This is a genomic window from Haladaptatus sp. SPP-AMP-3, assembly GCF_049568665.1.
Taxonomy (GTDB): Archaea; Halobacteriota; Halobacteria; order Halobacteriales; family Haladaptataceae; genus Haladaptatus; species Haladaptatus paucihalophilus.
In genome coordinates this window covers 2,759,408-2,777,461 of the sequence record NZ_CP145897.1, presented here as the reverse complement: position 1 = coordinate 2,777,461, position 18,054 = coordinate 2,759,408, and the positions used below count along the sequence as shown (strand labels likewise).

Here is an 18,054-nt window from a genome sequence, read left to right as displayed (position 1 = left end):
GAAGGTCGCGGAACTGCCGTCCCACCTCAGTGAACGACGGTGACGGGAACCGGAGACCGTCGCGTCACCGTTTCTGCCACGCTTCCGAGGAGAATTCTATTGAGGCCGGTTCGTCCGTGGCTACCCATGACGATGGCGTCGATGTCGTTGTCCTCGTCGGCCGTATAGTCGATTATCGTGTGTGCCGGACGACCGATCAACCGGACGGTCTCCGCCGTGGTACCCGATTCCACGGCCGTCTCCTGCATGTCCGAGAGCAACTCGTCCGCGGCCGCTTTCTCCGCCTTTTCGACGGAATCGTCGTAGAGGATGTCCCCGAAATCGTCCGAGGAAATCCACCCGCTGGGGTCGACAACGTGGAGCAGGACGATGGTCGAGTCGGGATAGACCTCGATGGCGTGTTCGAGCGCCGAGTCCGACTGCGGTGCGTTGTCCACGGGAACGAGAATTCGTCGGGACATACGTCGTGTATCGATGCCGAACAGTAACAGTTGTTTCGATGGCGACGAGCGAAAACGTTCGAGCCGTCCGTCGGTATCAGTCCGCCGGAGACGGCTGTTTCACGTCGTCGAGTTCGTTCGACTTCCACGTTCCGCGGCGGAACCAGAGGAACGCGAGGATGGCGGTCACGGTATTCGAGAACGCGATGGCGTACCAGACGCCCGTCGCGCCCATCGCGGTGTACGTCAACAGGCCGTACGCCACAGGGATGCGGAACACCCAGAGCGAGAGGATGGTGAACGCCATCGCGGTGGTCGTATCACCTGCCCCGCGGAACGCCGAGGTGACGACTCGGAAGATGCCGAGGAACAGGAACGTCGGGCCGATAGTGCGGAGGTACTGCGCGCCGATATGGATGACTTTCGCGCGACTGTACTCGTCGCTGGATCCGACGAATATCCCGACGACGGGTTCCGCGAAGTGCCACGCGAGGATGCTCACGACGGCGAGTACAACCGCCAACGTGGCGGACGCGTAGTACACCGCTCGCTCCGAGCGATCGGGTTTGTTCGCGCCGAGGTTCTGCCCGACCACCGTCGTCGTCCCCTGTGCGAGTCCGATGCTCGGCAGGAAGACGAGCGAGTTCAGCCGGTTACCGATACCGAAAGCGGCGACCGCTGGGTCACCGGCCATCGAGACGATGGCGGTCAGGAACGTGACGCCGAGCGCCCGCGTCGACATGTCGATGCTGGACGGACCGCCGATGCGGATGATCTTCTTCACCGTCTTCGGTTCCGGGATGATGTCGTCTATCGACAGGTGAATGCCGACGCGGCCGCTGAACAGGATGAAGAGTCCGATGATCGCGCCGATGCCGCGCGAGAGAACGGTGGCGATTGCCGCGCCCTGTACCCCGAACCCGGTGAAGCCGGTGAGGTTGAGCAGTGTCGTCTGGAGTCCGCCGAGGCCGAGGAACTCCAACAGCAGGTTGTCGGTGAACCCGTAGACGAAGAACGGGTCGAGGAGGATGTTGAGCGAGACGCCGAACGCCATCAGATACATCGGCGTCCTCGTATCTCCCCAGCCGCGGAGGAGCGCCTGAAACATGAAGAAGCCGAACATGAAGAACACGCCGAGGAACGTCGTTCGCGTGAACTCGACGGTCCAGTGATATATCTGCGTACCCGGCGTCGTCCCGATAAGCGAAACGAGGGTCGGCACGGTGAAGTAGCCGACGACCGCGAAAACCAACGACGCGAGCAGCGTGAACGAGATGGTCTGTCCGGCGACGTGGTTAACGCGGTCGTGGTTGCCCGCCCCTTTGTTCTGCGAGACGAGCGCCGTCCCGGCGATGGAAAAGCCGGTCCCGAGGCTGATGAGGAGGAAGACGAGCGGGAACGCGTACGAGACGGCGCTCACGGCACCGGGGCCGATCTGGCCGACCCAGAACGTGTCCGCGAGGTTGTACACGACCTGCATCAACTGGCTGGCGACGATGGGTGCCGACAACACGAGCAGGGGTTTGAACAGGTCCCCTTCGGTGAGGTTCACGTCGCGCTTTTCTGCACTCATTGTTCTTCGTCTCCGACGGTGATGGCTTGGATGAATTCACGGATAGCGTCACGACCTACTTCGTTCGGCTCGTCGGAGCCGAGGACGACGCTCCGTCCTCGAACGCCGTCGAGCAGAATCAGTACGTGTTCGGCCGCTCGGTCGGGGTCGATGTCCTCGAACTCGCCGCGTTCGATACCGTCCTCGAAGATGCGCGTGAACAGGTCCTTGAGCCGGGCGTTGTTCTCTTGAAGCTGTTCCCGGAAGGCGTCGTTGTAGGGCGCTTGCATCCCCATCTCCAACATCGTGACCTCGAAATCGTTCGAAGCGTCCGGGTCGGGAAAGAGCGCATCGACGGTGAACGCGAGCGCGTCGGCCGCGCTGTCGTACTCGTCCAGCGAAAGCCTCGTGGCGAACTCGTCGAGGTGGTACTCGAGAAACGAGACGAGCAACTCCTCTTTGCTGTCGTAGTGGTAGTGGAGGAGCGACTTGCTCTTGTCGAGCTCGTCGCTGATGCGTTGCATCGTGAGGTTCGCGTAGCCGTGCTCACAGAGCGCCCGACACGTGGCGTCCATGATGGCTTCGTGTGTCTCGGGCGGGGGCCCGTTCGACCGCTGTGTTTCCATGTACTGACTGAATAGTTAGTCACCCCTGTTAAGCGTTGTGTTGTCCGACGAGAATGACGGTGGGAGAGACAGAATATCACGGAAGGGAGCGGCAGACGGGTCGAAAGCCAGATTGCGCGCGACGACCACAAGCGTTTTGGGTGGATAACTAGTTGTTTAGTTAATGGCAGAGCCTTCCGATGGTGACGAGCGTTCCGAAGCCGAACTGAAGATAATGGGGGCCACCTATCGGGCACTCTGTGAGCACGGCTACGCGAATCTGACGATGCAGGCGATAGCGGAGGAGTACGGCAAATCGACCGCCGCGATTCACTACTACTACGACACGAAAGACGACCTCCTCGCGGCGTTTCTGAACTTCCTGTTGGACAAGTTCATCGACCGAGTTCACGAAGTCGAGACGACCGCCCCGAAGGAGCGACTCGACCTGTTGTTGGACCGACTGTTGACCCACCGTGAGGGGTCCCGTGATTTCATGACCGCCATGCTGGAGATGCGCGCCCAAGCGCCCTACAACGAGGCGGTTCGAGAGCAGTTCCAGCGCAACGACGAGTACACCCGCTATCTGCTCAAAACGGTTATCGCCGACGGTACGGATTCGGGCGTGTTCAGCGCCGAGGACCCGGAACACGCGGCCGATGCACTCATGCTCATCGTCGATGGTGCTCGGACGCGGTACGCCTCCCTGGGTGACGAAAACGCGCTCGAAGAGGCGCGACGGACCGCCCGGGAGTACGTCGAATCGGTCCTGATGGCCGAATAAACAGCGCCGCTATTCGTGTCGGAGCGCGTCGATGGGGTCGATGCGTGCGGCGTTCCACGCCGGGTAGAGACCCGAGACGAGGCCGACACCGATACCGACGACGATGGCGACGCCGAACCACTTCGGCGCGAACGCGAGGTCGAAGCCGATGGCCTGCGCGGCGACGTATCCGCCCGCGATGCCGACGACGGTGCCGACGATGGACCCGATGACGCCGAGGATTATCGCCTCGACGATGAACAGTTGAATGATGTCGCGTTTCTGCCCGCCGACGGCTTTCATGATGCCGATTTCGCGGGTCCGCTCGGTCACGCTCACCAGCATGATGTTGGCGATGCCGATGGCCCCGACGATGAGCGAGATGACGGCGATACCGGTGATGAAACTCGTGAACGTCCCGATGACCTCCTGAATCTGCTCGACCAGTTGCCGGTTCGTCTGGAGGGACACCTCGTAGGACGCGGGTTTGAGTTGGCTCGCGTCGGATTCGTTGGCCAGATACGATTCGACCGCGGGTTGGACGCTATCCACGTGGTCGTAATCGACGGCCCGAACCGTGACTTGCGGATAGGCGCGTTGCTGCGTGCCCGTCGTCGGACTCCGCACCGTCGTGCCGTAGAACGGGTCGGTCGGGACGTAGATTTGGGGCCGTGACGTACCGAACGCGCTCGCCGTTGCCGAGGCGTTGAGGATGCCGACGACCGTCACCGTCCGGGTGCCGTTTGCGAACTGGAGCGTGAGGCTGTCGCCGGTCGTGACGTTCGTCGAGAACAGCGTCGCGGCGGGTTCGTTGAGGACGACCTCCTCCGCACCGGACGAGAACGACCGTCCCGACTCGAACGAATCCGACGAGAAGGCTCCCGGCGTCGTCGCGGTCACGCTCTCCCAGCCGATGGTTTGGCCGTCGTGACCCAGCGAGGACACCTGCACGCTGCCCTGTGGGACGACGGAATCGACGTCCGAGAGGCCCTGCAACCGTTCGATGTCGTGTTCGGTGAACACCGGCACCGAGCCGCCCTGACTCGACGGTCCACCCGGTCCGTCGTTGGCACTCGGCGGGCCGACGCTCGCTACGATGGAAGGGTTGGAGTCGGCCGAGACTTGCCCGACGATGGCGGCTTGAAGGCTCGCACCGAGCGTGACGAAGGTGATGACCGACCCGACGCCGATGATGATACCGAGCGTCGTCAGCACCGACCGGAGTTTGTGGTCGCGGATGGACCGCCAACTCATCTGGAAACTCTGGCGGAAGTTCATGGCCTCGCCTCCACGCGCCGCGGCGACTCGACGGGTTCGATGCGCTCCACTTCGCCGTCCAGCAGGTGGACGATTCGATCCGCGTGTTCCGCGACCGCACGCTCGTGGGTGACGAGGAAGATGGTGTTGCCCTCGTCGTTGAGTTCCTCGAACAGGGCCAAAATCCGGCGTTCCGTCTCGGTGTCGAGGTTGCCGGTCGGTTCGTCGGCGAGGATGATGGCGGGGTAGTTCGCCAACGCGCGGGCGATGGCCACGCGCTGGCGTTGCCCGCCCGACAGTTCGTTCGGACGGTGGTCGCGTCGCTCGCCCAAGCCGACCCGTTCGAGGAGGTCGCTCGCCCGCTCGTTCCGTCGTTTCGTTCCGACTCCCTGGAACAGCATCGGCAGAGCGACGTTCTCCGCGGCGGTGAGTTTCGGCATCAGGTTGAACGTCTGGAAGACGAAACCGATTTCGTCACCTCGAAGCCTCGTCCGCTCGGCGTCGGAAAGCGTCGCGACTTCGGTTCCGTTTACGGTTATCGAACCGTCCGTCGGCGTGTCAAGACAGCCGACGACGTTCATCAGGGTGCTCTTCCCCGACCCGCTCGGCCCCATGACGGCGGTGTACGACCCGGTTTCGATGGACAGGTCGATGCCGTCGAGGGCGTGGACGGGTTCGCCGCGATGGTAGGTCTTGCGGACGTCGGTCAGGGTCACCGCGGCGGTCGATTTCGATCGGGTTCGTGGGCGTGAATCAGGCATGAGGTCGTGATAGCGTGTTCGATAGCTGGTCCGGTCCGTGTTCGCGGTCGGTCACGTTTCCGTCGAGTCGCCGACGGGTTCGGCGTCGCTCGGCATCGTACTGACCGAATATTCAGTCAAATGGTGATACGCGTTCCTCGGTATTTAGTACCACTCGCTCGTTCGAAACGGCGCTCACGCTGTGAGGAGGCACGGGTTTGACATTCACGGGGGTCGACGGCTTCAGTATGGGGGTTTGTGACATCTGCGAACAGCGCAAGTCGAACGGAACGCATCTCGTCGGACGGACCGGCGAGTTGTGGGTGTGCCGGGGGTGCATGATGCGGGCCGTCACCGGAAAGAAGGAGGAACTGTCGTTCATGAACCCGTGAGACGACTTTTATGTTCCCCGTCGTCCTCGTAAGGGATAATGACGAAGACACGGGCACGCGAGCTATCGCGGTTGCGGTACGCGAAGAACGACGCCGACTTCGAGAGCGAGGGTACGCGCTGTGCGGGATGGCTGTACACCCCGGAAGGCGTCGCGGACCCCCCCGTGGTGATGATGGCCCACGGATTCGGGGCCGAACGAACCTTCGGACTGCCGAAAATCGCGAAGGAGTTCGTCGGCCGCGAGTTCGCCGTCTTCCTCTTCGACTACCGGAATTTCGGCGACAGCGACGGCGAACCGCGCAATCTCGTGAGCGCGAGTCGGCACGTCGAAGACTGGGAGGCCGCCATCGACCACGTTCGCGGGTTGGACGCCATCGACCGCCGGAAAATAGCGCTCTGGGGAACGTCCTACAGCGGCGGGCACGTCATCGAAGCGGCGGCGGACGACCATCGAATCGCCGCCGTAGTCGCCCAAGTCCCGTTCGTCGACGGACGGACGGTCGCCCGCGCGTCCGGCGCGAAGAAGGTGTTGAAGGGGACGTTCGCGGGCGTCCGTGACCTCGTACGAAAGTACACGTTCCGCCGTCCGCACACGGTTCCCGTCGCCGGGTATCCCGACGAGTTCGCGGTGCTCAACGCACCGGGAGCGATGGAAGGGATGGAAACAATCGTGCCCGACCCGCCGGTCTGGGAGAACGAAGTTCCGGCCCGCGTCTTCCTCGAAATCCCATTCTACCGCCCGATTTCGGTCGTGGAGGACGTTCCGTGTCCGTTGCTCCTGATCGGTGGCCGGGACGACGACATCGTTCCGGTCCCGTCGGTTCGGTCCGCGGCGGAACGGGCCGACGCGACGTACATCGAACTCCCAATCGGTCACTTCGACGTGTACGACGACGCGTTCGACGCGGTGGTCGGATACGAAGCGGCGTTCCTCGACCGAGAAGTTCGGGAGTGATGCACTCCGCACCGATGGTGTGCGGAAGGATGTAGCTAGTTTTATTCGACCCCGTACAATATAACAAAATAGAGCAATGGTGAAAACATCCGAGACACCACCTGTCACCCTCTCACTCGGCGAAATATTCGAAGTACTGGCCGCTCCGCGTCGGAGAGCGGTGTTGTACGAACTCCACGGACGGTCGGAACCGACGACGCTGACCGACCTCGCCGCATCCGTCGATGCGGTTGAAACGGTGGCGACGAGCGAGACGAACGAAGCGGAGGTAACGGCGGCGAACCGGAGGGCGGTCGCCATCGCGTTGGACCACATCCACCTCCCCAAACTCCAGCAGGCCGAACTCGTCACCTACGACCGAGCGGAGAAAACCGTCGAGTTGGACCGGATTCCGCGGCAGTTCGAGCGGTACCTCCGATTCGCGGCCGAGGACGACCATCGCACGCGAGCCATCGACGCGACCGTTTAACGGAGCAGGTGGCCGAGCGTCCACGCGCCACCCGCGACCGCGACGCCGAGGACGAACAGCAGGACGTTCGCACGAACGTCGCTCGCGGGCACGATGTCGAGGGTGAACGTCCGCTTCGAGAGGGGCCAGAACGGACGAACTCCCATCGGCGTGATGACGTCGGCGAGGAGATGGGAGACGATGGAGAGCGTACCGACCAGCAGTCCGAATTCGGCGACCGTCGCCCCCCCGAAAATCCCGCCGACGAGGGCGGTGAGGACGCCGACGGCACCGGCGAAGGCGACGGTATGTGTCGCTCCGCGATGGCGGAGTCGGTTCGTCCGCGTGTCGAGGTCGGGAATCATGGTCAACGCGACGGTGACACCGCCGCCGAGGAGCGCGAACGTCGGGGACCCGGCCGCGACGAGGACGCAACAGATGGGTGCATAGAGCGCGAGCGCCACGCCGCAGTGACCCGGCTGATACATGCTTCTCACTTACACCGCAAGCGGTTAACTGCAACGGGGGAACGGGCGACGACGAAAACCGATTTCACGCTCCCGTCCGACGTTCTCCCATGGACGGATTGACGGCGGTCATCACCGGCGGGACGCGAGGAATCGGACGACGGGTCGCGGAGTCGTTCGCGGACGAGGGCGCGACCGTCGCCCTCTGCGGACGCGATGCGGAAGAGGTCGATGCGACCGTCGAGACCATCGAAGACGCCGGAGGCAACGCGGTCGGCGTGCGCGCCGACGTGCGCGACGAGTTCGACGTGGAGCGGTTGATGGAAACCGCCGCCAGAACGGGCGAGGGCGGCATCGACGTGGTGGTGGCGAACGCCGGTGTCTACCACGGGACGCTGGGCGAAACGCCCCTGACGAGCGAATCCTACGCCGCCTTCGACGACACCCTCGGAACGAACTGCCGGGGGGTGTACGCGGCGATTCGGGAATCGCTCCCGCACCTCGACGAGGACGCTCGAATCCTCGTTTCGACCGGTTCTATCGGCCACGAAACGCACGCTGGATACGGCTCCTACGCCGTCTCGAAAGCCGCCGCGGAGGGGCTGGTTCGCGGGTTTTCGGCCGAACTCGACGGGACGGTGGTCGGCATCGACCCCGGCGTCGTCGGAACGGAGATGATGGGCGGGCAGGGACGCGACCCGGAGGACGTGGCCGGTCTGTTCGTCTGGGCCGCCACGGACGCAGAGGACGTGAACGGCGAAATCGTCGGGTTGAAGCGGTGGCGACAGGCGACGCGGGAGTGAGTCAGTCGAGTCGTTTCGGCGCGTGGACGTGGAATACCATCGCCGGACAGTACCGGACCCGCGGCTCCGCGTCGGGGAGAGGCAGTCCGACGGCATCGAACAGCGAGTCGGCCCACACGTCGGCCTCGACGGGGTGAAGCGGCCACGGGTCGTGCTCGACGCGGGCGGTCATTCCGGCTTGCGGGACGAACAGTCGATAGCGCTCCGAGAGGAAATAAGAGAGCGAGCCGGTCTCGGGAACGGTCGCGCCGTTTTTCGGACGGTACGTCGCCTCGAACTCGACGGGAAGCGTTTCGGGATGGCGTCGGCGGGCGTGAATCCGGTGTGTTCCGTCCGTTTCGACGGTTATGTCGGCGTCGTAGTACGGCAGACGATAGAGCCGCCGTGCGACGCGAACCGCGAGCCGACTGCCGGTGTCGAGGCTGAGAAAGTAGACGCCGACGGCATCGCCGAGGCGGACGTAGGTTCGGACGTTGACCTGTGGGAACGTCGCACCGAGGAGGTGCGGCGTTCCCGGCGGACGGGCGTTTTCGACGGTCGAAGCGAGGACGCTGACCCACGCCTGCCCGTCGTACGTATCGAGCGCCAGCGAATCGGGAATCGCGGCTTCGAGCGCCGCGGTATCGACCGACCAGTGGGCGAACAGGCAATCGCGCCACGTGAATCGGAGTACGCGCACGGTCACGACCGCCGGTAGTACCAGCAGGTGAAACAACAGAACGGGACGCCGACGGAGATGACGAGGACGGGGAGTATCGGCAGGAACCGGAGCGACCCGGTGACGAAGACGTCCAGTCCGAGAGCGGAGAGCGTTCCGTACACCGCGTCACCCGCGAACGGGACGGTGAGCCGGAACAGGACGTACGCGACCAGCGTTTGCGCTGCCCGAACGAGCAATCCCGCGCCGCGAACCGTCTTCGTCTCCATGGTCTCTTTACGTGTCGTCGCTCGGCAATAGCTTTGTGGTGGGTCGCGGCGGCCAACCGACGGGTTAATAACTTCCCATTGGGAATTAATAACCATGCCACGACTGTCACGGCTCGGCCTCGCCGGGTTCGTCGCCCTCGTCGTCCTCACCGGAGTGGGGGTGGCGGCGGGGCTGTCCAAAGTCCTCGTCATCGCGTGGGTCGCGTTCGCGGCCATGGCCGCGGGTGCCGTGCTCGGAGGTCGGTCGGACGACTCCATGCACGCGAAAAAGCTCGTCTGGGCCTTCGGGCTGGCGAGCGGCGCGATGATAACCAGCGCCGCCGTCTTCCTCGTCCCGAGCGCGATTTCCCACCACCCGGAGTACGGCGGTTTTGGTATCGCCGCCGGAATTCTGGTCGGCTTCAGCGCCCACACCATCGGTCACCGGGCGACCCACCTCGAAACGGCGCTCGACCACACGTCGGTCGAACTGACCGCCCACTCGCTCGCCGCGGGTGCCATCATCGGCCTCGTCTACGGCAACATGCCGGAACTCGGGTTGCTCCTCGGCCTCGCCATCGTCTCGCACAAGGGACCCGCGGGGTACGTCGCGGCCCACCGGCTCCGGGAGGGCGGCAGCACACCGTCCGTCCTGCTCCTCCCCGCCGCGGGCATCGGCATCACCGCCATCAGTTCCGCGCTACTCCAGTTGCCCTCCAGCGCCGCGGTCAACGGCCTCGTCTTCGGGTTCGCCGCGGGCGTCTTCCTCCACGTCGCCATGGACTTCCTCCCGCGTTGCGAACTCGGCGGCGAAGTGTACGAGGTGGCACAGTTGAGCGACAACGCACACCACCTCCTCGACGAACTCCGCACGCACGCCGTGGCGAGCACCGCCCTCGGCGGGCTAGTGGTGTTCGCGCTCTGGGTGGTCATCAGCGGGTCAGGATAGCCGCGCGGAACGCGAGGACCAGCGTCTCCGAGACGTTCGTCTCGAAGGAAGAGTTATGAATTTGAACAGTGTGTCGGACGATATGGACGTTCCGAAAGAGCGTATCGCGTTCGCCACCGCCGCCGTCGGCTTCTCCTACCTCGGTATTTCCAACGCGATACGCGCGGGTGCCGTCCTCGGCACGAACTCTCGACTATTCTTTTTCGCGGCGCTCGGGTTCTCGCTCGCTCTCGCGGTGGACATGTTCTACGAGGGAAACGCGGCCGAGTGAGAGGGGGAGAGTCTCACAGGCCACGAACTCACAGTTCCCTCGCCGAATCCGGGTTCTCCACGTCCCACAGATATTCGGGGAGAAAGGCATCCAAGTGGTCGATGATTCTCCGGTCGCTGGCGTTCATTCCCTCGCAGTGGTCCCACGCCGACTCGCGGACATCGACGTGCATTTCGCCGTTTTCCGTGCGAACGGAAACCGGGTAGACGAAACAGCGGGCGGGCTTCCAGCCGTTTTCGGCCTGCAACTCGCAGAGGCCGTCCCCGCGGAGGAAGTGACAGGCACAGCCGTCCTCGGCGGTTTCGTCGTGGTCCTTCTCTTCGCGGCGCACGAAATCCTCGCCGCGGAACTCCGTGGTCGCTTCGTTCAGGTCTGCGTGTTCTCCCAACTCGAAGAACTCGCTGTCGTACAGCATGACGCCGTGGTGGCAACACCACGTACAGCTATCGACGCACTCGAAGGTGAGGTCGGGGTCGAACTCCACGACCGCCTCGCGGCCCGGATACACTTCGACGCGAACCGGAGTGTCTGCGCTCACGTCCGCGTTTCGGTCGCGCTCGCTGAAAGGTCATCCGATTTCGGCGGTCATGCCGTCAGCGTCTCCTCGTACGCCACATCGGTTCGTTCGAAGCGCCGCTCGACGTACTCGCCCATCGTTTCGATGATGTGGTCGTCGAATGAAGGTCCTTTTGGAGGGGACAGACACCGACTCCGAGAGACGAGTGTTATTTGATAATTCGTCGCCCTTCCCGTTTGGATATACCCCATACGACCGCCGTGGTGCTTATTTTGGAGTCTATTCCCGGACGCCGATAACGGTAATAATTTAAATACTTGTTCACAGTACACGCCATGGACAGCACAGGCGACGTGTTCGGGAACTCCGAACTCGGGAAACGGGTCGATATCGACGCGCAACTCGACGAGATGGGTCTCGATATGGAGGAGATAGAGCGACGGAAGTTGTTTCTCGGCTTCGACGCAGAGGACGCCAACCGACTGTCCGCCCTCCGCCCGATGTTCGAGGCCAACCGCCGAGAGATCGCCGACCACTTTTACGAGAATCTACAGGAACAGGAAGAGACACACGAAATCCTCGCGAACTCCACGCGCAGTATCGAGTCGCTGAAATCGACACAGGGGGAGTACCTCGTCACTCTCGCCGACGCGACCTACGACGAGGAGTACGTCCGAAACCGGGCGCGAATCGGAAAGCTCCACGACATGCTGGACATGCCGTTGAACCACTACGTCGGCCAGTACAGCATCTACTACGACCTCATCGGATGTCTGTTGAAAGAGCGACTGGAGGATGACCTCGAAGCGACGATTCGAAAGCACGTCTCGCCCGCGACGACCGACGGCGGACAACTCGCCGGGACCACGACCGACGTGGACGAACTCGTCTCCGAGGTCCGGGAGTCGGCACACGAGCGCTTCGAGGACATGCTCTCGGTGCTCCGCGTGCTCAACCTCGACATGCAGATAGCGGCGGACACCTACGTCCACTCGCACAGTCAGCAGATGAAAGAGGAGATAGAGCGCTCGCGCACCCTTCGGGAATCGACCGAAGAGCACGTTCTCGACGCACACGAGTCCGCCGCCGACGTCGCCGAGAGCTCCGTCGAAATCAACCAACTCACCGAGGAACAGTCGGAGAACATGGAGCGAATCGCCAGCGAAGTGTCCACCCAGAGCGCCACGGTCGAGGAAATCGCCGCCAGCGCGAACGAAGTGGAACAGAAAAGCCGCGAATCCCAGGAACTCGCCGAGGAGGGGAAGAAACTCGGCCAGCGCGCTATCAGCGCGACCGAATCCACCGAGGACGCCCGCGAGAGCATGGTGGACGACGCGGAGGAGCTTCAGAACGCGGTCAGCGAAATCGGCGACGCGGTGCGGATGATAAACGACGTCGCGGACCAGACGAACCTCCTCGCGCTGAACGCCTCCATCGAAGCGGCGCGCGCCGGGGAGGCGGGCGACGGGTTCGCCGTCGTCGCCGAGGAAGTCAAATCGCTCGCTGAGGAGTCGAAAGCTCGGGCCGCCGAAATCGAGGCGATGGGCGAGCGCATCGAGAACCGGACCGAGAGCACGCTCGATAGCCTCGGCGAGAGCGAGGCGTCCATCTCCGAGACGGTCACCGCCGTTCAGCGGACCAGCGAAAAGCTCGAACGCATCGTGGACTCGGCCACCGAAACCGCGGTCGGCATGGAGCAGATTACCGCCGCGACGGACGAGCAGGCGTCGAGCACCCAAGAGGTGGCGACCATGATCGACGAGGCGGCGGAGACGTCCGCCCGAATCTCGACGGAGGTGTCGTCCATCGCGGAGACGAACGAGCAACAGGCGCGGACCATCGAGGAATTGGACGAAATCGTCGCCAATCTCGGGAAAGAAGAGAGCGATATCGGACGAATCTGAGGGCGGACGACCCCGAAAGACGGGGTGAGAAGAAACGAACCGACCGACTACCCGGTGTTTTTCATCCCCGCCGCGACACCCGTGACGGTCAACCGGAGGGTCCGGCGCTCCGTCTCGGTAAGGTGCGACTGGCGAAGCAGACGCACTTGGAGGAGGTTGAGCGGGTCCACGTAGGGATTCCGCCGGTCGAGACTCTCGCGAAGCCAGTCGCGCGAGAGGAGGTGGTCGCGACCGGTGATTTCCAAGACGAGTTCGGCGGAACGCTCGTACTCCGCTTCCAGTTCGGGGAAGAACTGCTCGCGCAAGTCGGGCGACGCGAGGTCGGCGTACTCCGCCGTGATTTCGAGGTCGGTCCGGGCGAGCGCCATCGCGGCGTTGTCGATGGTCGTGCGGAAGAACGGCCACTCCTCGTACATCTCCCGGAGGGTTTCGACGTCGCCGTACGCGTCCAATCCCTTGGCGAGGGAGTACCACCCGGGGAGGATACAGCGGCTCTGAGTCCACGAGAACACCCACGGAATCGCGCGGAGGTCCTCCACGGTTCGCTCGCCGGAGCGGGAGGCGGGGCGCGACCCGAGGTTCAGGTCCTCGATGACGGTTATCGGCGTCGTCTCCTCGAAGTACGAGACGAACCCGTCCGATTCGAGCAGGTCGCGGTAGGCGTCGCGGGCGGCGTCGGCCGCGACGTCCATCGCTTCGACCCACTCGTCGGGAATCGTCTCCTCGTCGTCCTCCAAGGCGGCGTATCGCGCCCGAATCTGAGCGTCGAGCATCTGTTCGACGTTCCGCTCCGCGATGACGGGGTTGGCGTACTTCTCCGCGATGGCCTCGCCCTGTTCGGTGAACTTGACCTGTCCCGAGACGGTTTCGCGGGGGAGCGCCAGCAGCGCCTCGTTCATCGGGCCGCCGCCGCGGGAAATCGACCCGCCGCGACCGTGGAACAGGCGCAGGGTCACGTCGTACTCCTCGGTGATTTCGGCGAGTCGCTTCTGGTTCCGATAGAGACTCCAGTTGGCGGCCAAAAAGCCGTTCTCCTTGTTCGAATCGGAGTACCCGAGCATGATTTCCTGCGTCCCGCCGCGCGCTTCGAGCGCCGCGGCGTAGGCCTCGTTCTCGAACAGGGTGCCGACGATGCGCCGTGCGCCCGAGAGCGCGTACTCGGTTTCGAGCAGTGGAACCACGTCGAGGCCGGAGTAGCCCGGCAGGTCGACGATTCCGGCTTGATCCGCGAGGAACAGCACTTCGAGGACGTGGCTCGCCTCCTCGGTCATGCTGATGCAGTACGTGTCGATGGTCTCCGCGCTGTACTCGCGTTGCCAGTCGGCCGTCTCCGAAAAGAGGGTCAGAACCCGGCTTGCGGTCTCGGAGAGGCCTTCGGTGTTGAGGTCGATGATGGGTTCGTCCTGAAGGATGGCGTCGGTCAGCAGTTCGACCCGTTCGTCCTCGCTCATCGAATCGTAATCGAAGCCCTCGCGGGCCAGCGCCTCCGCGATTGCCGTGGTGTGGTTCTCCTGATGGTCGCGCAAATCGAGCGCGGCGAGCGAGAACCCGAACGTTTCGACGCGGCGGCGAAGCGGTTCGACTTCCGTTTCGACGACGCTCTCCGCGCCGTCATTCCGGAGGCTGTCGGCGATGGCGTCCACGTCCGCGAGGAGTTCCTCGGCGTCGTGGTATCCGCCGGGTCGAACGTCGCCAACGCGGTCGATCCGCTCGCGCATCAACGCGAGCTTCTGGCGGTACGGTTCCTCCGGGTAGCGGTCCGTCACGCGCTCCGCGATGGTGGGGAGTTGTTCGCGGTCGGTGTCGAGGCTCGAATCGAACAGAGCGCTCGTCTCGATTCGGTCGCCGTCCTGACTGAGGACGCCGGACAGTCGCTTCAGTTCGTCGCGGTAGCGCTCCAACACGACGTCGCGCTGGCGGTCGAGGGTTTCGGCGGTCACCTCCGGCGTGACGTGGGGGTTGCCGTCGCGGTCGCTCCCGGCCCACGACCGGAAGCCGAACAGCTTCGGCACGTCGACGTCGAACTCCTCGCCGACGGTGTGGTCGAGTTCGTCGTACACGTCGCCCACGATGTCGAAGAGGACGTTTTCGAGGTACCAAAGGACGTTCCGCGCCTCGTCCGCCACCTCCGGGCGGCGCTTTCTGACCTGCCGCGTCTCCCAGAGGCCGGTCACTTCGCTCTCCAATCGGCGTTCCAGTTGATTCCGCTCGCGGTCGGTGAGCCTGCGCTCGTCGAGTTCCGAGAGCAGGGTTTCGACGGAGCGGAGTTTCGCCTTGACCGTCTTCCTGCGCGCCTCGGTCGGATGTGCGGTGAAGGTCGGAACGACGTTGACGTCCTCCAGCACTCGCTCGACCGTTTCCGGGTCGGCGTCGGCTTCGGCGAGCGTTTCAGCGGTCGCTCGGAGGCCGTCTTCGAGCGTTCCCTCCTGTGTTCCCTCGCGGATGGCGCGCACACGCTGTCGCTCTTCGGCGAGGTTGATGAGTTCGAAGTACGTGGCGAACGCTCGTGCGACGTGACCGGCCAGTTCGGGCGATAAGTCGGCCACTTCGTCGCGGAGGACGGCGCGGGACTCCGCGTCCCCGCGTCGGTAGTCGATGGAACCGGTTCGAACCGTCTCGACGGACTCGAACGCCTCCCGAGAGGCCAGCCGCGACAGTACGTCGCCGAGCAACCCGCCGAGTTCGCGGACGTCCTGTCGAACGTCCCGGGTATGCAATCGCATACCAGAGGGTTGGGGTCACACCACGTAAAACGTCGGTCTGCGGGTAAAATATGCGAAGTATTTTGGACGATAATTAATTGTATTCGCGCCAGCGATAGCCGCACTCCTTACATTTGAAAAATCGCGTCGGCGGTTCGTCGGCGGAACCGGTCTGTTTGATGGTGTACCACGCGACGCCGTGGCCGCACTCCTCACAGGTGACGTCGTTCGCCGTCGGCTTCCCCTCGAAATTCGCGCCCTCCTCGGTTTCGATGACGTCGGAATCGTCCTGCGCTTCGGTGGATACGAACTCGGCAGCGCGCTCCTCGTCCTTCGCCACCGTCGCCTGACAGTCGTCGTTCGTACAGATCATCTTCGACCCCATCGACCGCATCATGGAACCGCATTCGTCGCAAAATTGCATACCCCGGCTTGGACGCGGAGCGTGAAAAGCGCCACGTACCGATTCGGGAAGCATTATTTTCGTGGGATACGTCAATCCGAGAAGATGCCCTCTGGCCTATCGAGACGAACGCTGCTCGCCTCGGGAGCGGGTTTGGCGGTCACCGGACTCGCGGGGTGTTCCGGTGCGAACAGTTCGTCGAGCGCCGACTGTGAAACGACCGCCGTCGTACACGGCGATGGAAAAATCCTGCAATCGGTGTCCACCGTCCCCGAAGACGGGCGCGTGCTCCTCTCCGTTTCGTTTTCGAACGGCAAGCAAGCGTCCACCGACCGACTTCGGGTGTACGACTCGTCGGGCGACCTCGAATACGAGATTCCGACCGGGAAGCGACGGAGCTATCTCCAGACCATCGGTCCACGGCCACAGCACGGGCGACTTCGGGTCGTCTCGATGAAAAACGGCGAAGAAACCGACGAACTCGTCGTGGAGTTCAACTGCTGGGTGGACGAGGACTCCGCCTTCGCGCCGGAAACCACGAGCGACGCGACGGAATCGTAGCGACTCCCGCGGTCATCCGCTCCCCGTGTCGAGGTCGTCCTCGTCGGCGACCATGGGGCAGTCGGCCACCCGGAAATGGTCGGTGTCGGGCATCAACAGGATGTCCGTTCCCTCGTGGGTACAGTTGAGGGACGGCGGGTCGCCGACGTGCGGACAGCCGTGGCAGGTCGCTTTCGGAATCGTGCGAACGTCGCGGTCGTCCCGCCCCGCCTCTCGGGGGGCGCTCGCGACGAGTTCGCCGCTGTCCTCGCGCAACAGGTCCGCCCAGAGTTCGTCGGTATCGACGGCACCGACGTCCACCTCTCGAAAGGCGTCATCGACCGGCGTGGACTTTCGCTTCTTGCGCTCCTCGATGTCGGCGGCGAGGTCGGCGAGGGGTTCGTCCCGGTCGTCCTCGGTCGGTCGGTCGCTCACTCACCCATCACCTCGTTCAAGAGGTCGTCAACGTCGAGGTCGGAGTCGGGGTCGAGGCCGCCGTCGATGTCGAGGTCGGGGCCTAGGTCAGCGTCGGATTTCAACCTTGATTCGAAGTCCGGGTCGATTGTGTCTCCTTCCAGCGCGGGGGGACGCCCCACGACGAGCCAGTTCGACCCGAAAAAGCCCCGCTTGGGGTCGATGTCCTCGAACGTCGCGCCACAGTGCGGGCAGGCGGGTTCGGTCAGCAGCGCGACAGCCACGCTCGACTCGCACTCGGCGCACTTGGCGCTCGTGACGCCGTGGCGGTTGGCGGTCCGGGCGAGTTCGGCGGTGGCCGCCCGCGTCGCGTTTTGCGCGGCGAGCGTGCGCGCTTGGTCGCGGACGGAAACGAGCGCACGCGCGAGGACGTCGAGTCGCTCGTCCAGTTCGTCGGTCGTCTCGGTGAGGTAGTCGAGCACCTCCTCGTAGTTCTCGAATCCGGAGTCCAGCCGTTTTCGGTTCTCGGCTACTCGTTCACGGAGGGCGTCGATTTCCGTTTCGAGGTCGTCGCCGCCCCCGTCGTCCACCGTCCGACGGAGGTCGGCGAGTTGGTCGCGAAGACCGGCGAGTTCGCCGCGGAGTTCGGGGTGGTCGTGGTCTTCCGGAGCCTTATCGTCGGTTTCGCGCTTTATCTGGACGACGCGCTCGCGCACGTCGGTCAACTTCTCCATAAAATCGTCGCGGAGTTCGACGAGCCTCTCGTCGGAACCGTTCCTCTCGTGGAGCGTACCGTGCCCCGCGACCAGTTCGGAGAGGAGGCGCTGGCGGGAGACGCCGAGTTCGTCGGCCGTGTTGGTTAGCCACTGGTCGACCGCTGCCGGAACCTCTTCCGCTGGGACGTGACCCGCGTCTTCGCTCTCCATTCGGGTGAATGCCTATTTCTCACAGCGCTGACTTAACGTTTCGCCTCGACGGGAGCGGAGTTTCCGAAAAGAGGAGCGAATTTTGAAACGACGGTCGAG

Annotated in this window: 23 protein-coding genes; 9 read left to right on the top strand and 14 right to left on the bottom strand. The window is 63.8% G+C overall.

Annotated elements, in window-relative coordinates; translation table 11 throughout:
* Positions 1-26: 26 nt before the first annotated feature.
* The 3 genes from V5735_RS15205 to V5735_RS15195 all read right to left on the bottom strand — a co-directional run bounded on the left by V5735_RS15205 (position 27) and on the right by V5735_RS15195 (position 2,618).
* Positions 27-461 (bottom strand): universal stress protein, encoded by a 435-nt coding sequence (locus V5735_RS15205; RefSeq protein ID WP_423744280.1) that lies wholly within the window; start codon positions 459-461, stop codon positions 27-29.
* A gap of 76 nt (positions 462-537) precedes the next feature.
* Complete coding sequence (locus V5735_RS15200; protein WP_423744279.1) at positions 538-2,013, bottom strand: MATE family efflux transporter; 1,476 nt, start codon at positions 2,011-2,013, stop codon at positions 538-540.
* Positions 2,010-2,618 carry a TetR/AcrR family transcriptional regulator gene (locus V5735_RS15195; protein ID WP_423744278.1) on the bottom strand — a complete coding sequence of 203 codons (609 nt, stop codon included), beginning with the start codon at positions 2,616-2,618 and terminating at the stop codon, positions 2,010-2,012. The genes V5735_RS15200 and V5735_RS15195 overlap by 4 nt, the downstream gene beginning before the upstream one ends.
* Positions 2,619-2,781: 163 nt before the next feature.
* Here V5735_RS15195 and V5735_RS15190 point away from each other — a divergent pair, with 163 nt between their 5' ends.
* The gene (locus tag V5735_RS15190; RefSeq protein ID WP_423744277.1) at positions 2,782-3,381 is read left to right on the top strand and encodes a TetR family transcriptional regulator C-terminal domain-containing protein; all 600 of its coding nucleotides are present in this window, start codon (positions 2,782-2,784) and stop codon (positions 3,379-3,381) included.
* A gap of 9 nt (positions 3,382-3,390) precedes the next feature.
* Here V5735_RS15190 and V5735_RS15185 read toward each other — a convergent pair whose 3' ends face one another.
* The gene (locus V5735_RS15185; protein ID WP_423744276.1) at positions 3,391-4,638 is read right to left on the bottom strand and encodes an ABC transporter permease; all 1,248 of its coding nucleotides are present in this window, start codon (positions 4,636-4,638) and stop codon (positions 3,391-3,393) included.
* Positions 4,635-5,378 carry an ABC transporter ATP-binding protein gene (locus V5735_RS15180; protein WP_423744275.1) on the bottom strand — a complete coding sequence of 248 codons (744 nt, stop codon included), beginning with the start codon at positions 5,376-5,378 and terminating at the stop codon, positions 4,635-4,637. The genes V5735_RS15185 and V5735_RS15180 overlap by 4 nt, the downstream gene beginning before the upstream one ends.
* A gap of 197 nt (positions 5,379-5,575) precedes the next feature.
* Here V5735_RS15180 and V5735_RS15175 point away from each other — a divergent pair, with 197 nt between their 5' ends.
* The 3 genes from V5735_RS15175 to V5735_RS15165 all read left to right on the top strand — a co-directional run bounded on the left by V5735_RS15175 (position 5,576) and on the right by V5735_RS15165 (position 7,174).
* Positions 5,576-5,749, top strand: coding sequence for a hypothetical protein (locus tag V5735_RS15175; RefSeq protein WP_018128785.1), 174 nt, complete (start codon positions 5,576-5,578; stop codon positions 5,747-5,749).
* A 38-nt stretch (positions 5,750-5,787) separates the two neighbouring features.
* Positions 5,788-6,705, top strand: a complete 918-nt coding sequence (locus V5735_RS15170) for an alpha/beta hydrolase (RefSeq protein ID WP_423744274.1) — start codon at positions 5,788-5,790, stop codon at positions 6,703-6,705.
* Between the two features lie 76 nt (positions 6,706-6,781).
* Positions 6,782-7,174: a DUF7344 domain-containing protein gene (locus V5735_RS15165; protein WP_423744273.1), complete on the top strand. Its 393-nt coding sequence runs from the start codon at positions 6,782-6,784 to the stop codon at positions 7,172-7,174.
* Here the strand turns inward: V5735_RS15165 and V5735_RS15160 are convergent.
* Positions 7,171-7,641 (bottom strand): metal-dependent hydrolase, encoded by a 471-nt coding sequence (locus tag V5735_RS15160; protein WP_423744272.1) that lies wholly within the window; start codon positions 7,639-7,641, stop codon positions 7,171-7,173. The genes V5735_RS15165 and V5735_RS15160 overlap by 4 nt on opposite strands.
* A gap of 89 nt (positions 7,642-7,730) precedes the next feature.
* Here V5735_RS15160 and V5735_RS15155 point away from each other — a divergent pair, with 89 nt between their 5' ends.
* Positions 7,731-8,423 carry an SDR family NAD(P)-dependent oxidoreductase gene (locus V5735_RS15155; protein WP_423744271.1) on the top strand — a complete coding sequence of 231 codons (693 nt, stop codon included), beginning with the start codon at positions 7,731-7,733 and terminating at the stop codon, positions 8,421-8,423.
* 1 nt (position 8,424) lies between these two features.
* Here V5735_RS15155 and V5735_RS15150 read toward each other — a convergent pair whose 3' ends face one another.
* Both V5735_RS15150 and V5735_RS15145 read right to left on the bottom strand, forming a co-directional pair.
* Positions 8,425-9,108 carry a YqjF family protein gene (locus tag V5735_RS15150; protein ID WP_423744270.1) on the bottom strand — a complete coding sequence of 228 codons (684 nt, stop codon included), beginning with the start codon at positions 9,106-9,108 and terminating at the stop codon, positions 8,425-8,427.
* A complete protein-coding gene (locus V5735_RS15145; RefSeq protein WP_423744269.1) occupies positions 9,105-9,350 on the bottom strand; it encodes a hypothetical protein in 246 nt (81 codons plus the stop codon). Before V5735_RS15145 ends, V5735_RS15150 begins: the two co-directional genes overlap by 4 nt.
* Positions 9,351-9,444: 94 nt before the next feature.
* On the opposite strand from V5735_RS15145, the gene V5735_RS15140 reads away from it, so the two are divergent.
* Positions 9,445-10,278, top strand: a complete 834-nt coding sequence (locus V5735_RS15140) for a ZIP family metal transporter (RefSeq protein ID WP_423744268.1) — start codon at positions 9,445-9,447, stop codon at positions 10,276-10,278.
* Positions 10,279-10,360: 82 nt separating this feature from the next.
* Positions 10,361-10,549 carry a hypothetical protein gene (locus V5735_RS15135; RefSeq protein ID WP_423744267.1) on the top strand — a complete coding sequence of 63 codons (189 nt, stop codon included), beginning with the start codon at positions 10,361-10,363 and terminating at the stop codon, positions 10,547-10,549.
* Between the two features lie 28 nt (positions 10,550-10,577).
* Here the strand turns inward: V5735_RS15135 and V5735_RS15130 are convergent, their stop codons facing one another.
* Positions 10,578-11,087, bottom strand: a complete 510-nt coding sequence (locus tag V5735_RS15130; protein WP_423744266.1) for a hypothetical protein — start codon at positions 11,085-11,087, stop codon at positions 10,578-10,580.
* A 47-nt stretch (positions 11,088-11,134) separates the two neighbouring features.
* Positions 11,135-11,317 (bottom strand): hypothetical protein, encoded by a 183-nt coding sequence (locus V5735_RS15125; RefSeq protein WP_423744265.1) that lies wholly within the window; start codon positions 11,315-11,317, stop codon positions 11,135-11,137.
* Between the two features lie 84 nt (positions 11,318-11,401).
* Between V5735_RS15125 and V5735_RS15120 the strand changes: the two genes are divergently transcribed.
* Positions 11,402-12,970, top strand: coding sequence for a globin-coupled sensor protein (locus V5735_RS15120; protein WP_423744264.1), 1,569 nt, complete (start codon positions 11,402-11,404; stop codon positions 12,968-12,970).
* Between the two features lie 47 nt (positions 12,971-13,017).
* Here V5735_RS15120 and ppc read toward each other — a convergent pair whose 3' ends face one another.
* Positions 13,018-15,693 (bottom strand): phosphoenolpyruvate carboxylase, encoded by a 2,676-nt coding sequence (gene ppc, locus V5735_RS15115; RefSeq protein ID WP_423744263.1) that lies wholly within the window; start codon positions 15,691-15,693, stop codon positions 13,018-13,020.
* A gap of 73 nt (positions 15,694-15,766) precedes the next feature.
* Positions 15,767-16,096, bottom strand: a complete 330-nt coding sequence (locus tag V5735_RS15110) for a transcription factor S (protein ID WP_423744262.1) — start codon at positions 16,094-16,096, stop codon at positions 15,767-15,769.
* An 84-nt stretch (positions 16,097-16,180) separates the two neighbouring features.
* Here V5735_RS15110 and V5735_RS15105 point away from each other — a divergent pair, with 84 nt between their 5' ends.
* Positions 16,181-16,636: a hypothetical protein gene (locus V5735_RS15105; protein WP_423744261.1), complete on the top strand. Its 456-nt coding sequence runs from the start codon at positions 16,181-16,183 to the stop codon at positions 16,634-16,636.
* Between the two features lie 12 nt (positions 16,637-16,648).
* Here V5735_RS15105 and V5735_RS15100 read toward each other — a convergent pair whose 3' ends face one another.
* Together V5735_RS15100 and V5735_RS15095 are read right to left on the bottom strand one after the other, a co-directional pair.
* Entirely contained in the window at positions 16,649-17,050 is a 402-nt protein-coding gene (locus V5735_RS15100; RefSeq protein WP_423744260.1) for a hypothetical protein, read from the bottom strand.
* Complete coding sequence (locus tag V5735_RS15095; protein ID WP_423744259.1) at positions 17,047-17,955, bottom strand: hypothetical protein; 909 nt, start codon at positions 17,953-17,955, stop codon at positions 17,047-17,049. Before V5735_RS15095 ends, V5735_RS15100 begins: the two co-directional genes overlap by 4 nt.
* Between the last annotated feature and the right edge of the window lie 99 nt (positions 17,956-18,054).